This is a genomic window from Methylophaga sp. UBA3192, from assembly GCA_002363955.1.
Taxonomy (GTDB): domain Bacteria; phylum Pseudomonadota; class Gammaproteobacteria; order Nitrosococcales; family Methylophagaceae; genus Methylophaga.
Window position 1 is genome coordinate 42,642 of sequence record DEXE01000005.1, and the last position, 14,349, is coordinate 56,990.

General features: G+C 47.5%; 12 protein-coding genes. 2 read left to right on the forward strand and 10 right to left on the reverse strand.

From position 1 onward, the window contains the following. Positions 1 to 23: 23 nt before the first annotated feature. Genes B2337_RS06995 through B2337_RS07025 form a run of 7 tightly spaced genes read right to left on the reverse strand, consistent with a single transcriptional unit; the run spans position 24 to position 8,200 of the window. A complete protein-coding gene (locus B2337_RS06995) occupies positions 24 to 707 on the reverse strand; it encodes a protein glxC (RefSeq protein WP_292361790.1) in 684 nt (227 codons plus the stop codon). Positions 708 to 731: 24 nt separating this feature from the next. Next, positions 732 to 1,634 (reverse strand): class II glutamine amidotransferase, encoded by a 903-nt coding sequence (locus B2337_RS07000; RefSeq protein WP_292361789.1) that lies wholly within the window; start codon positions 1,632 to 1,634, stop codon positions 732 to 734. 35 nt (positions 1,635 to 1,669) lie between these two features. After that, entirely contained in the window at positions 1,670 to 3,067 is a 1,398-nt protein-coding gene (gene glnT, locus B2337_RS07005; RefSeq protein ID WP_292361788.1) for a type III glutamate--ammonia ligase, read from the reverse strand. Positions 3,068 to 3,105: 38 nt separating this feature from the next. Continuing rightward, positions 3,106 to 3,771, reverse strand: coding sequence for a sarcosine oxidase subunit gamma (locus B2337_RS07010; protein WP_292361787.1), 666 nt, complete (start codon positions 3,769 to 3,771; stop codon positions 3,106 to 3,108). 11 nt (positions 3,772 to 3,782) lie between these two features. Next, a complete protein-coding gene (locus B2337_RS07015) occupies positions 3,783 to 6,683 on the reverse strand; it encodes a 2Fe-2S iron-sulfur cluster-binding protein (protein ID WP_292414438.1) in 2,901 nt (966 codons plus the stop codon). Next, positions 6,680 to 6,943, reverse strand: a complete 264-nt coding sequence (locus B2337_RS07020; protein WP_292361785.1) for a sarcosine oxidase subunit delta — start codon at positions 6,941 to 6,943, stop codon at positions 6,680 to 6,682. Before B2337_RS07020 ends, B2337_RS07015 begins: the two co-directional genes overlap by 4 nt. Positions 6,944 to 6,958: 15 nt before the next feature. Then, entirely contained in the window at positions 6,959 to 8,200 is a 1,242-nt protein-coding gene (locus tag B2337_RS07025; protein ID WP_292361784.1) for an FAD-dependent oxidoreductase, read from the reverse strand. A gap of 246 nt (positions 8,201 to 8,446) precedes the next feature. Between B2337_RS07025 and B2337_RS07030 the strand changes: the two genes are divergently transcribed. Further along, positions 8,447 to 9,082, forward strand: a complete 636-nt coding sequence (locus B2337_RS07030) for a helix-turn-helix domain-containing protein (RefSeq protein ID WP_292414439.1) — start codon at positions 8,447 to 8,449, stop codon at positions 9,080 to 9,082. A gap of 54 nt (positions 9,083 to 9,136) precedes the next feature. Here B2337_RS07030 and B2337_RS07035 read toward each other — a convergent pair whose 3' ends face one another. The 3 genes from B2337_RS07035 to B2337_RS07045 all read right to left on the reverse strand — a co-directional run bounded on the left by B2337_RS07035 (position 9,137) and on the right by B2337_RS07045 (position 13,223). Beyond that, on the reverse strand, positions 9,137 to 9,541 hold the full coding sequence (locus B2337_RS07035; RefSeq protein WP_292361782.1) for a group II truncated hemoglobin: 405 nt from the start codon (positions 9,539 to 9,541) through the stop codon (positions 9,137 to 9,139). A gap of 450 nt (positions 9,542 to 9,991) precedes the next feature. Beyond that, positions 9,992 to 11,782: a sodium-extruding oxaloacetate decarboxylase subunit alpha gene (gene oadA, locus B2337_RS07040; RefSeq protein ID WP_292742493.1), complete on the reverse strand. Its 1,791-nt coding sequence runs from the start codon at positions 11,780 to 11,782 to the stop codon at positions 9,992 to 9,994. 25 nt (positions 11,783 to 11,807) lie between these two features. Then, a complete protein-coding gene (locus B2337_RS07045) occupies positions 11,808 to 13,223 on the reverse strand; it encodes an acetyl-CoA carboxylase biotin carboxylase subunit (protein ID WP_292742494.1) in 1,416 nt (471 codons plus the stop codon). A 120-nt stretch (positions 13,224 to 13,343) separates the two neighbouring features. On the opposite strand from B2337_RS07045, the gene B2337_RS07050 reads away from it, so the two are divergent. Beyond that, positions 13,344 to 14,285 (forward strand): LysR family transcriptional regulator, encoded by a 942-nt coding sequence (locus B2337_RS07050; RefSeq protein WP_292742495.1) that lies wholly within the window; start codon positions 13,344 to 13,346, stop codon positions 14,283 to 14,285. The last annotated feature ends 64 nt before the right edge of the window (positions 14,286 to 14,349 follow it).

Genomic DNA, 14,349 nt, shown 5'->3' on the forward strand with positions numbered 1-14,349 from the left:
ATAGATTCCTCGTAAAATCAGCATTAATACGCCGAAGCGTTATCGACTTTGAAGTTGTATAGTTGGCGCGCAGAACCATAACGTTTGAAAGCGTGGGGATCTTCCTTGATACCAGCGCGTTCAAACAGCTCAATAAGCTCTTCAATATGCTGAGGTCTCATCTCTTTCTCGACGCAGTCCGCACCCAATGACTTCACTTGGCCTTTAACGTAAATGTGAACTTCATACAATGAATCACCCAACGCATCACCAGCATCTCCGCAAACCACCAGCGTACCTGCCTGCCCCATAAAACAGCTCATGTGGCCGACACTACCGGTCACGACAATATCCGAACCTTTCATGGAAATACCGCATCGTGAACCGGCATCGCCTTCTATCACCAACAGCCCACCGATTGAGGTCGCGCCAGCAGATGAAGAGGCATTGCCTTTCACGCGTACACTGCCTGACATCATATTTTCAGCCACGCCTTGACCGGCACTACCATGAATCACGATATCGGCTTCTTTATTCATGCCACCACAGTAATAACCGGCATGCCCCTTGATATCGATTTTCAGTTTCTGGTCAACGCCAACAGCCAGATTGTGCTGTCCTTTAGGGTTAAGTACTTCCCATTCTGTTTCGGTGCATGCTGAGGCCTGATCATGTAAGGCCTGATTCAAATCACGTACCGTCTCTTTTGCTAAATCAATTGTTTTCATTGTGTTCCCCTTAAGCACTTCTGATCAGTTACTACCACGTTCCCAAACGTAGATAGTTGACGGTTCCGGTTCCCAAACTTTGGCGTTTTCAATGCCAGGTAAGGTCGTTAATGCCTGATATTCCGACGCCATCGCCACATAGTCATCGGTTTCTGCAATGACCGCCGGTTTGCAGGCAACAGGATCACGCACCACTGCAAATCCGTCTTTAGTACCGATGGTAAATGTGTAGAAACCATCTAACTCTTTTAAAGCGTTTTCCAGGGCTTGATGCAAAGAATCACCCTGTTGCAAACGATAGGTCAGATAACCCGCTGCCACTTCAGTGTCATTCTCGGTATCAAAATGAATACCATTGCGTTTCAGTTCCTGACGCATACGGTTGTGGTTAGACAAAGAACCGTTATGCACCAGACACAGATCCATCCCAGTTGAAAACGGATGGCTTCCCGCCATGGTCACCGCTGATTCAGTCGCCATACGGGTATGGCCAATAATGTGTGAACCTTGCATCTTGTCCAGATTGAACATATTCACAATACGTTCTGGCAGGCCGACTTCCTTGAGGATTTCAATCGAACTACCGGCACTCATAATCAACACATCCGGATGGTTTTCACGCAGATAGTTCTCGACCAAATCAGCGTCAGCTTCCACTTTGAAAACAGCAACTTTATTGTTCTGAAACCAATCAACTTTAGTAACCAAGGCTTCTTCAATCGCTTTGGCCAAAGCTTCCCAGTCATAATTTTCATCTTCATGACGCAGGGTGAATTTGATACCTGACTCGACGGCATCACCATAAATGGCAAAACCGGCACTATCAGGACCACGTTCTGTCATCGCAATCATCATTGGGGCAAACAACTCACCCAATCGACTTTGATATTTATCATTTTTTAAGTAAAGACCAACAATTCCACACATTAGATTTCTCCTAAAAATTCTAACTAGTCAGCTGCTTAATAAAATTCAGCGTAACGATCAATTTCCCAGTCAGAGACATGCCGCATATATTCCACCCATTCCATGTGTTTCAATTCCAAAAACTCATTTGCCAGTCCTTCGCCCAAAGCCCCCTTAACGACACTGTCTTTTTCAAGTGCCAGCAATGCTTCATGCAAATTCTGAGGTAAGATATTGATACCTTTTTCTCTCAACTCCATCGGGCTGAGGTCATAAAGGTTGGTGTTGTGACCCTCGCCCGGATCGAGCTCTCTTTCAACACCATCGAGACCTGCAGCAATAATCGCCGCCGTGGTCAGGTAAGGATTGCATGAGCCATCCGGTAGTCGCATTTCAATGCGGCCGTAAGGAATACGCACCATGGTAGAGCGATTGTTATCGCCATAAGTGATGTAAGCCGGGGCCCAGGTTGCACCCGATAAAGAACGACCTACCACCAGACGTTTGTATGAGTTAACGGTGGGGGCTGCTAAGGCACACAATGCCGGGGCATGTGCCAGCAGACCAGCCATAAAATGGTAAGCCATCTTGCTCAGGCCATGTCCGGCCGGATCACTGTCATCATGGAACAGACATTTTTCACCATCACCAATCGAAATATGCAGATGCATACCATTACCGGGACGGTTACTGAAGGGTTTTGGCATGTAGGTACAAATCATGCCCAATTCATTGGCAATCTCACTGGCTGCCATCTTGAACATAATGAAATCATCTGCACTTTTCAGGCAGTCTGCATAGGTATAGTTAATTTCGAACTGACCGTTAGCATCTTCGTGATCAATTTGATAAACATCCAGACCGACTTCAATCAATGATTCAGTCAGTTTTTCCAGGAAGACACTCTGACGTGTGATGCCTTTATAGTCATAGCAGGGCTTCTGCAACGTGTCGCTGTCTTCAAACGGATGAATGTGACCATACTCATCTTTTTTGAGCAGCGAAAATTCAGGTTCAAGACCGGTAAACATCGTCCAACCACGGGCTTCAAGTCGCTTTATCTGATTTTTTAATACAACACGAGAATCGAAGTTATAGGGTTCGCCATTGACGTGTCCGTTACAGATAACTCTTGCATAACCAGGCTGCCATGGAATAAGTGACAAGGTCGATAAATCACCCATCGCCATGTAATCAGGACCGTTTGGCTGGATACCCATGCCACAGATAGCACCACCGGCAAAACCCGCACCGGTTTTAATGATGTCTTTAAGATGTGCAGAAGGGACCGATTTAACCTTGGCCACGCCATGAATATCGACAAACTGTGCTAGGACATATTTGACGTTGTTGTCTTTAATAAATTGTTCGGCCTGTTCTAATGTTTTCATCTCTTTTTGCTCCTGGTTATCGGTGATAGGCTGGCTAGGTTTGGTTTCAGGTTCATATTTCATAGCTGCCTTCTGGATTGATTTATTCAGCAACGGGTGACTTAATTACTATTGAAAAACTGGTTGAATCCAACCGGTCCGCCGCCTAACTCTTTGATAATGTCCAACAGGGTTTCCCACAAATAAACGCCAAAAGTACCATCGCACCAGAGACGCATCAGGGACTGCCCTGCAACTTCCTGTCTGAGAACAATCACAGAGACACCTGCTATTGAGGTCATCGCCAGTCGATTGTCAGCCAGCATTGGCCCGCTCAGATCAATTGCACATACCTGGGCCAGTAGCTCATCAAGCAACTCACCACTCAAAATAAAAGACGCATCATTACGCAGTACAACATGAACGCCATCGCCACTTTGCAACTGTTCACTCAAACCTTTGCATTGCTGAACACCAATCGGATCTTCCAGCAGGAATTCACTGCTACCCAGGCGCATGACCAGTGTCTCGTCATGACGACTCCAGCTGTTTGCTGAAGCAGGCAATTCGACACCTTTTGCCTTTAAGGTATCAGCAGCGGCGGGCCCCTTGATAGCAAAACGTGACAAGCAGCTGACATCACAGATCGTCAGTTTTGCCGCATGACGACTTTCCACATCCGGATCCGCATAGCGATTCGCAATCGCCATACCGTTGATAAAACCCAATTCAGGTTTCAGAGACGTCTGGGCAAACGCAACTGAACTTTGTAATACAACATTTTGCATATGCCGACTCCTTAACCCTGACTCAAACTTAGAAAAGCGTCTTCTACTACTTCAGCCATTTCCATCCGTCCACTATCAGTGCGGATGGCAAACTGATTCCCTGCCTTGGCCTGCTCAGGCAGCACAAAGGCGAAGCCAATCACCCGGTTTACATATTCACTGAAAGAAATACTGGTTACCCGGCCGGCAATCTCGCCATTTTCAATCACCAGATTGCATTCCTTGGGCATTTCACTGAAATTCGTATCCAGGACAAACCTCACCAGTTTTTTCTTTAATGGTTTTTTCTGCAGGATTTTCAGGCTGCGCTGGCCAATAAAGAAGGGTTTATCCATTGCGACCAATGAATCTGCATGTGCTTCAAACGGATTAGTCAGGCCATCAGTGTCATGACTAATTAAATGATGACCCATTTCCAGACGCAGCAGACGCTGAGCATCGGTACCAAATGGCCGGATACCATAGGTTTTTCCCGCATCCATAATTTTCTGCCAGACATGTAAACCGGCACTGGACGGGACATGAATTTCAAACGCCAGATCCGAGACAAACGCGACTCGCATCACTCTGGCTTTAACCCCGGCCACTAATGCTTCCCGATATGCGCCCTGTGGAAACGCCTCATCCAGCAAATCCAGCTCAGTCACTTCACTGAGAATGGAACGGGATGAAGGACCGGCCAGCGTCATAGCAGACATCACGCCTGTCAGGTTGACCAGCGTGACCTGCATGCCCCAAAGCTGCAGGTTACGTTGCATTTCACGGTAAACCGTGGCGGCATTGGATGAGTTGGTAGACACATAAAACTTGTCTTGATCCAGTCGTACCGCTACACCATCATCAACAATGACCCCGGCTTCATCCAGCAACATAGCAATACGGCTGTTACCGACTTTCTGACTGGCAAATTTGCCGGTATAAAAACGCTCCAGAAACGCAGCAGCATCTTTGCCGAAAACTTCGATTTTGCCCAAAGTACTGCCATCAATCATGCCAGCGGATTTGCGAACCGCCAGAGCTTCCTGTTGCACAGCCTGCTGGTTGGATATTTTTACGCCTGCAGGCAGATAGTAAGCTGGACGCATCCATACACCGGCTTCCATCATCACTGCGCCTTCTTTCACATGCCACTCATGCATGGCAGTCAGACGATGTGGGTGAAAACCACGGCCCCCGAGGTGACCAATCGGTGTTGGATGGAAAAATGGTCTTGCCGTCGTTGAACCAATTTTTTCAACGGGTAAATCCCGGATACGCGCCAGAATACGAATGGCATTCATATTGGAATGTTTGCCTTGACTTGGCCCCATACCCACTGTGGTAAACCGTTTCATCAACTCAATATTGTCAAAACCTTCCTTCGCCGCATTGATAAAATCCTTGACCTGGATATCTTCATCAAAATCAACAAAGTTTTTAGCTTTGGGGTGATTCACAATCGGATATGGATGGCTGGGGGAATTACCGCGATGAGCAGTAACCTCAACTGGCGAAACAGTCGTTTTACCAAGATAGCGTGATGCTTCAGCCCCTGCCCGTTTGCCATCCAGCATCCGTTGCTCAAGTTCGAATATGCCGTTCACTTTACCGGCAGCAAATACACCATCAGGTAATTGATTTGGTACAAACTGCTGAACAGCCTCGTCATAACGCATCTGAGTACCGGCCTGATAAAGCAAAGCCGCCGCAGGTGCCCAGCCAGCACTCATCGCAACACCATCACAATGCAATACGACTTGCTGATGAAGATCCGCTTCAGCGGTGGCTTCATCATAAGCACAGACGACAACCGCACTGACACCCATTTTGTCAGATGTCGGCACCACTTCGTAAATACAACTGCCCAGATGCACGGCGATACCCGCCTGTTTGACTTTTGCTGTCAAATCACCATCAGCACCCGTCTGGCGCATATCAATAACAGCAACTATTTCCACATTGGCAGCAGCCAGATCCAGTGCCGCCCGATAACCATAATCATTAGCGGTAACGACTATGCCTTTTGTAAAGGGTTTAACGGAATAACGATTAACAAGACGTTGTGCCGCTGAGCTGAGCATCACACCGGGTAGATCGTTATAGCGAAATACAGGTGGTTGTTCAAAAACGCCACTGGCCACAATGATCGATCCGGCACGAACTTTCGTTATACCGCGTTTTTCAACAATGGGAACCAGATGGTCAGTGTAGTAACCACCCGCATAAGCATCCGCAATCACCCGGATATTGGGATGATTGAGCACATTTTCTGTGAGCTGTTTTAACAAAGAACCGGTATTAACGTCAGCGGCCATGTCATAGGTCAAACTACCGCCAATTTTGCGATTTTCATCGACCAGAATAACCTGACTGCCAGCATCAGCTGCTTCGAGAGCTGCAGATAGTCCTGATGCCCCCGCTCCAACGACCAGCACATCGCAATGTGCATAGCGTTTGGCGCGAGTGATTCGCGGATAGTTAAAATTGACTTTCCCCAGACCAGCCGCTTTACGGATCTTGTCTTCCCAGAATGGAAACATCCATTTAGGTTTATGGAACGTTTTGTAATAAAAGCCCACCGGCAGAAACGCCGATATCTTGTCGATATACCGACCTTTATCTTTTAATACACCACCATCGGTATTGACTGCCGTCAGCTGCATACCGTGGGTAACCGGGATCACATCTGCACGTATATTGGTGTCCTGACCATCGGTCATCAATGCATTGACATCATGATTGGCAAAACTCAATAAACCACGGGCACGGTGATATTTAAAACTGCGACCCAACACTTTAATGTCTGCAGCCCAAAGTGCACTGCTGATGGTATCGCCTTCATATGCTTCGATTTGTTGGCCTTCATATTCGAAGGTCAAGGGCATATCACGGTTGATCCATTCATTCTCTTGTTCAGCGATACGCAATGTCATGCCTTATTCTCCTGACCGTAAAGATAGGTCCTGCTGACTTTGTCAGTCAGAGTGTTTCTCTCTGCAATAAACCAGGTGCCACTTGGGCCGTGGTACCACCACTCTTTTTTCAATCCCGGCGCACCATGGCGATGATGCACATAAGTGGCCCACTCTTTATCACTGCAGGTATCTGCGTCTGGCATCTCTCTGTATTCCCCGCCATAGGTAAATTCACTCACCGGGCGGATGCCGTTAACTGGGCATTGAAGTAATTTCATCTTGCTATCCCTAAATCAGTGGCCGACCGAGGCTGCGCCTTTTTCACCGGTCAGCTCATAGTCTTCAAATCGTGATAAACGGAATGATCTGATCATATCCGGAGCCATATCTCTGGCGATGGTTTCAGCCATGGTCTTGCCGCTTATTGGGGTGGCTTTAAAGCCCCAAGTGCCCCACCCAGCATCGATATAGAAACCTTCCACTTCAGTTTTGCCCATGATTGGGGCAAAGTCCGGTGTCAGATCCGCCATCCCAGCCCATTGCCGAACCACCTTCACATTACCGAGGAATGGGAACATATCGGTGATATGCGAGGTGAGGCCTTCCACAAAGTCCAGAGATGAGCGGGTTGAATGGATTTCGTATGGATCCAGTGAAGACCCCATAACCAATTCACCGCGAGAAGACTGACTGACATAAACATGTAAGCTGCCTGATACCAGAATCGTATCGAGCCAGGGTTTCATTGGCTCGGTCACACATGCTTGCAACGGATGAATGACAATCGGCGTTTCCACATCGACCATTTCGCAAATGCGTGGTGTAAAACCGGCAACGGCTGATAACACGCGGTTGGTGCTGATATACCCCTTACTGGTCTGCACGCCGACTACCTTGCCGCTTTTCACGTCAATCCCCGTCACTTCCGTACTCTGGAAAATCTCTACGCCCATTCGATCAGCCTCTTTGGCATAACCCCAGGCAACAGCATCGTGACGTGCGACTGAACCCGGCGCGTGATACAACGCACCCAGGATCGGTGCCTGACCACTGCATGAGATATCCAGTTGCGGGCAGGCTTTAGAAATCTCATCAGGACCAACCACATAGCTTTCCACGCCAACATGTTTGTTGACTTCAGCACGCCAGCGCATAGTGCGCATAGCGGAATCGGTATGTGCCAAAGTGAAATGGCCACGGTTGGAATAAAACAGGTTAATGTCGAGCTCTTCAGAAAGATCTTCAAACAACTTAACACTGGCATTGTAGAAGTTGACGCCTTCCGGAGTCAGATAGTTTGAACGCACAATGGTGGTGTTGCGCCCGGTGTTGCCACCGCCGATATAGCCTTTTTCCAACACCGCGACATTGGTGATGCCATGATCTTTTGCCAGGTAGTAGGCTGCAGCAAGTCCATGTCCGCCACCGCCGATAATGACCGCATCATAGGTTTTTTTAGGTTCAGTACAGTCCCTGAAAAAACGGGGTGCCGGATGTTCTCGGCTCAGTGCATATTTCAAAAGTCTTAATGGCATTTTTGCCCCTCAATAAAATGTTTGCCATCCCATCTACTACCTATGGGGTATATGGAACTACCACCTTCTAGGTAAACTTTGTTTCACTTGATGAAACCTTGAGTTCATTTACTCATGTCGGAAATCGGATGTCAACACCTCTTAGAAACTTTTTTTCATCTTATGAATCTTGTTTGCATTATGAGCAAAAAAAATCGTGTATGATCAAGGTTCTATTAATGTAGCAGGTTAGGAGATTTAAACGGCGTGAGCGATAAACAAGAGATGAATGGAATCGAAAACAATACAAAATCACTGGACAAACACCTTGGCAACACGCTGCGCCATCTTCGACTCGATAATGGATTGACGATTGCCGAAGTTGCCTCACGGGCCAATCTGAGTCGCGGTATGCTCAGTAAAATTGAAAATGGCCTGACCTCACCGAGTCTGGAAAAACTGGAGCATTTGGCCAACGCATTAGGTGTTACCCTGTCAAAATTGTTTCATGATTACGATACCCCCAGAGGCGGGGCTCAATATGTGAAGAATGGCGAAGGAATGGAAGTGGTCCGTCGTGGCACAAAATCCGGACACACTTATCATTTGCTGGCTTATGATCAGGGCCCCAAAAAATTATTCGAACCATTTCTGATCTCGCTGGAAGAAGAAAGCGAGGTATTTGCCCCGTTTGAACATTCGGGTATCGAATTTATCTTTATGCTGGAAGGCAGGCTTGAATACACGGTCGGTGACGAACGTTATATTCTGAATCCGGGCGACTCTCTGACATTCAATGCCGAACAGCCGCATCGTCCGGAAGCTAAATTAAAAATGCCTATCCGCTACCTGGCGATTATTTATTACGATAGCCTGGATGCGATGGAACACGAGCAGGATTAATGAACCTTTCGGTCTGTGTCTCTTTTATCACCGCTATGGCGTAAGACTACGGTGCTAATGATTGACCAATAAGCTGGCCATACCCTCAAAGTGCTGCATTAGATTCTGTTTCAGCGCCGGTTCATAATCCAGCCTTTCAATGGCTAATTGCATGGATGCCAGCCAGGCATCTTTATGCGCTTCTGTTATATCAACATGGTCATGAATTTGTCGCACATTGGAATGTCCCCACTTCTCGGCATAAAGTTTCGGCCCGCCAAACATACCTGAGAAAAAATTGAACTGTTCCATGCGCGCATGCGCCATACCATGACCACGCAAATGCAGCAGATGTATCGGCCGACCCACTTCTGTTGTCTCCAATACATCACAAAACGTATTCACTAACTTTTCAACGCCTTCAGCCCCTCCCAGGCGATCATATATGGACGTTTTTCTAAGATTTGCTGACGCCTTCATAACAGGACTCCTGGATACTTGTTTAAATATCATTGAGTCTATCCCTGTCTGCCAAAAGAAGTTAATACACAGGACTAAGTACTACTTAGAAAGTAATTAGCTGATCCGGCGATAAACATTAGGGCTTGTTGATCTTTCAGAGCCGCCTCTGTTGTGACTGAAAATGCACCAATCAAGGCGCGAAGAGTGTGATTTAGTCGTTCTAAATAAACGACAAGCAACACAGGCCGGCGCGCGCCTCCCTGGCGCGCCGGCATACAGTCCATCCGTGGACATAAGTGGTGCATTTTCAGCCACAACCCGCAGGGCTGGGACTATTTTTCCGCCCCACGGCGTTGGAAATGAATTATGTAGAACAACTACATCGCATCATTTCCGCCTTGTTGGACGGAAAAATAGCCTCCAGCAGTGGTGGCTCTGAAAGATCAACAAGCCCTAGCATGAGGTTCATTAAGCAATTTCAATCAACACCTCACCGGGTGTGACCCGATCACCTTTGCTGACATGGATTGCTTTGATTTCTCCATCAATATTGGCCAGTAATTCGGATTCCATTTTCATCGCTTCAATAATCATGGTTGATTGACCGGAAGCCACCTTATCACCAACATTCACTAATACTTCAACCACATTGCCCGGTAACGGCGTGCTGACATGACCCGGATCGCTGGCTTTTTTACGGCCTTGTTGCGCGCCATCCGAGACAAATTCACCGATGGTTTCAAATACGACCTCTTCAGGCATACCATCGACTGATATATACATTTTGCGTTTCCCACCACCCACATCACCGACACCAGTAATGGCGACATCATAGGTTTCACCATGAACATCGACTTTGAACTCAGTGGAAACGGTGCCTGAAGCCTTATCCTTACTCGCTGGAATCAACGGTTCAGGTTGCAACGTGCCATCCAGACGTTGTTGCAGGAATTCACGACCGATATCCGGGAACATGGCAAAGGTCAACACATCCTCTTCGCAGGTGGCCAGATCGCCAATTTTCGCCCGGAGCTTTTCCATTTCCGGTGCAATGGAATCCGCTGGGCGTGACTCCATCACCGTTTCATTCCCAATCGCCTTACGCTGCAGTTCGGCATTAATCGGTGCCGGTGGTTGACCGTAGCCACCCAGCAAATAACGCTTAACCTCATTGGTTATGGTTTTATAGCGCTCACCACTTAATACGTTATACACCGCCTGCGTGCCAACGATTTGTGAGGTTGGCGTGACCAAGGGTGGAAAGCCCAGATCTTCACGCACTCGCGGAATTTCAGCAAAAACATCACGAATACGATCCAAAGCATTCTGCTCTTTCAGCTGATTCGCCAGATTGGACATCATCCCCCCCGGCACCTGATTGATTTGCACGGACACATCTTCGCGGGTGAACTCGCTTTCAAACTGATGATATTTTTTACGCACTTCACGGAAATAATCAGCAATTTCCGACAGTAAATTCAAATCCAATCCGGTATCCCATTCAGTTCCTTTTAGCGCCGCCACCTGACTTTCAGTAGCAGGATGACTGGTGCCGCCAGCAAACGCGGATATGGCTGTATCAATCCGGTCAACGCCTGCTTCAATGGCTTTTAACTGACAAAGCGGTGCCAGACCAGATGTGGAGTGACTATGAATCACCAACGGCAAATCCACAGCGGATTTAATCGCTTTAACCAGCTCATAGGTTGGATACGGGGCCAGCAGACCAGCCATATCTTTTATCGCAATGGAATCCGCCCCCATATCCCGGAGGGTTTTGGCCTGCTCAACAAATAATTCAGGTGTGTGTACCGGACTGGTGGTATAGCTGATGGTGCCCTGGGCATGTTTACCGGCATCTTTCACGGCTTTTAAAGCAGTTTCCAGATTACGCATATCGTTTAATGCATCAAAAACTCGGAATACATCGATGCCATTTTCTGCGGCTTTGGCGACAAAAGCTCTGACCACATCATCGGCATAATGCCGGTAACCCAACAGGTTTTGACCACGCAATAACATTTGCAGACGCGTATTTGGTAAAACGCCTTTTAATAAACGTAAACGCTGCCAGGGATCTTCTTTCAGATAACGCACGCAGGCATCAAAAGTCGCCCCGCCCCAGACTTCCAATGACCAGTAGCCGACGCGGTCCAGCTTTTCACAGATCGGTAACATGTCATCGGTACGCATACGGGTAGCAATCAATGATTGATGTGCATCACGCAGTGTCACATCGGTAACTTGGATTTGTTTCATTACAATTCTCCGGATCTAACTTGTTTTACCAGCCTGCATGGGCAGCAATGGCCGTAGCCAGGACTAATGCTAATGCGGTGGGATGACGTTTATCTGAATAGGTCAGTAATTCGGGATGGGCAGCCACAAAGCTGGTATCGAACTTTCCGGCTCTGAAATCAGGATGCTTGAGGATTTGCTGATAATAGCTGGCAGTGGTTTTAATGCCATGCAAACGCATATCGTCAAGCGCACGACGGCCACGATCCACCGCATCTTCCCAATCCAATGCCCAGACCACTAATTTCAAACACATCGAATCAAAATACGGTGGGATTTCATAACCTGTATAGATTGCCGTATCCACCCGAACTCCCGGTCCGCCGGGCGCATAGTAATGGGTTATACGACCAAAGCTGGGCAAGAAATCATTTTTCGGATCTTCGGCATTGATACGGAACTGCAAAGCAAAACCACGATAGTGAATATCTTCCTGCCGGTAACGCAGCGTTTCACCGGCGGCTATGCGTAATTGTTCACGGACAATATCAATCCCGGTGATCTGTTCAGTGATGGTATGTTCGACCTGAATACGGGTATTCATTTCCATGAAATACACCTGATTACCGGTCAGCAGAAACTCAACCGTTCCGGCATTTTCATAGCCGACCGCCTCAGTAGCTTTGACGGCCAGCCCACCAATATAATTGCGTTGCTCCGGAGTCAGTTGCGGGCTGGGAGCAATTTCAATCAGTTTCTGATTACGCCGTTGAATAGAACAGTCACGCTCATATAGATGTACAACGTTGCCATGGCTATCAGCCAACACCTGCACTTCGATATGCCGCGGATTCACAATACACTTTTCCATAAACACTTCAGCTGAGCCAAAGGCTTTGGTCGCTTCAGAAATGACCCGAGGAAACTGCTGTTTGAGTTCTGCAGGCGTATCGCAACGACGAATGCCTCGACCACCACCACCGGAAGTGGCTTTGATCATGATGGGATAACCAATTTCCTCGGCAACCGTTAATGCTTCACTAATATCTTCAAGGTTACCGTCAGAACCGGGAGTGATTGGCACGCCAGCTTCACGCATGCTGTCACGAGCGGCTGTTTTATCGCCCATTTTTTCGATAACCGACGCTTTAGGACCTATAAAGATGATGCCGTTTTGTTCACATAATCGGGCAAACCTGGCGTTTTCAGAAAGAAAGCCATAACCGGGATGGATGGCATCACAGCCCGTCTCTACCGCCAGATTAACCAGTCGGACCGGATCCAGATAGCCTTCCAGCGGGTTTTCGCCCAACGAATAAGACTCGTCTGCACGTTTGACATGAAGGGCATAACGATCCGGTTCGGTATAAATGGCTACAGAACGAATACCCATTTCGGAACAGGCCCGAATGATTCGGACAGCAATTTCGCCACGGTTGGCGATCAGAATTTTTTTCAACATAGCTCAGCCTCGGCCAAATTTGTTTGCTAAGCGTAGAGCAAATTAATGATAAACAAAAATCAATAAAATATAATTCATCGATAAGTAATAACTTATCAATCTATTTACAGGTGCAAAACCATGGCACTCAGCCTACAACAATTATTATCTCGCCTGTCATTCAGACAAATGCAGGTATTTCAGGCGGTCTATCAACATAAGGGATATCGCAAAGCAGCGGAACATCTTGGCCTGACACAGCCTGCTGTCAGCTCGCAAATGCGCCATCTTGAAAACGCACTGGAACAACCGTTGTTTGAATATATTGGCCGTCAGCTATATTGCACCGAAGCGGGTGAGCGTGTTGCCGCGTTTATTGACCAGCTGTTTGGTCAAATGAGTGAGTTGCAAAGTGAATTGAATTTATTACGTGAAGCCCTTTCGGGCGATTTAAGACTGAGTATTGTCAGCTCATCGCAAACTGTTGTGCCGCATTTGCTCAGCAGCTTCCTCGAAGAGTTTCCAACGGTCAATGTGCATATTGAAGTCGTTAATCGCAGTCAGGCTTTGGAGCGATTAAAACTGAATATTGATGATCTGGTCATTATGGCAATGGTGCCAGAAGGTCGGTCATTATCGACACTGCCGTTTCTGAATAACGAGTTGATTGCTGTTATACCCGCACAGCATGCGTTGTCAGAAAACATGAGCATATCCGCCAAACAGTTTTTTGCGGAACCAATGTTGATACGCGAAAACGGTTCAGGGACAAGATTTGCTGTGGAGCATCACTGCCAGCAACATCGCCTGCAACTCAATCCACTAATGGAAATGGGCTCAAATGAGCTCATTAAACACGCGGTCATTGCCGGTCTTGGTGTCGCGATTTTGCCAAGACTGAGTGTGATGGCGGAATTACAAACCGGCATACTCAAAACCGTGGCGATACCGGACTTTCCAATTCGCCGCTCCTGGTGTCTGGTACACCCTATGGGTAAATACCCTTCACGCGTGGCTCAGGCATTTATTGATCACATTTATGAAAGTCTGGAACAGATCCACACACATTTCATTGACGTTTAAGTCAAAAATATGACCCGGGAACATCCCTTTATTCATACCTCTGACCCGTCCTAAATAAGGTTGA

What these genes read in the sequence shown, in the direction of transcription:
- B2337_RS06995 (WP_292361790.1), bottom strand. Translation starts at nt 707, where the DNA reads ATGAAAACAATTGATTTAGCAAAAGAGACGGTACGTGATTTGAATCAG.
- B2337_RS07000 (WP_292361789.1), bottom strand. Translation starts at nt 1,634, where the DNA reads ATGTGTGGAATTGTTGGTCTTTACTTAAAAAATGATAAATATCAAAGT.
- glnT (WP_292361788.1), bottom strand. Translation starts at nt 3,067, where the DNA reads ATGAAATATGAACCTGAAACCAAACCTAGCCAGCCTATCACCGATAAC.
- B2337_RS07010 (WP_292361787.1), bottom strand. Translation starts at nt 3,771, where the DNA reads ATGCAAAATGTTGTATTACAAAGTTCAGTTGCGTTTGCCCAGACGTCT.
- B2337_RS07015 (WP_292414438.1), bottom strand. Translation starts at nt 6,683, where the DNA reads ATGACATTGCGTATCGCTGAACAAGAGAATGAATGGATCAACCGTGAT.
- B2337_RS07020 (WP_292361785.1), bottom strand. Translation starts at nt 6,943, where the DNA reads ATGAAATTACTTCAATGCCCAGTTAACGGCATCCGCCCGGTGAGTGAA.
- B2337_RS07025 (WP_292361784.1), bottom strand. Translation starts at nt 8,200, where the DNA reads ATGCCATTAAGACTTTTGAAATATGCACTGAGCCGAGAACATCCGGCA.
- B2337_RS07035 (WP_292361782.1), bottom strand. Translation starts at nt 9,541, where the DNA reads ATGAAGGCGTCAGCAAATCTTAGAAAAACGTCCATATATGATCGCCTG.
- oadA (WP_292742493.1), bottom strand. Translation starts at nt 11,782, where the DNA reads ATGAAACAAATCCAAGTTACCGATGTGACACTGCGTGATGCACATCAA.
- B2337_RS07045 (WP_292742494.1), bottom strand. Translation starts at nt 13,223, where the DNA reads ATGTTGAAAAAAATTCTGATCGCCAACCGTGGCGAAATTGCTGTCCGA.
- B2337_RS07050 (WP_292742495.1), top strand. Translation starts at nt 13,344, where the DNA reads ATGGCACTCAGCCTACAACAATTATTATCTCGCCTGTCATTCAGACAA.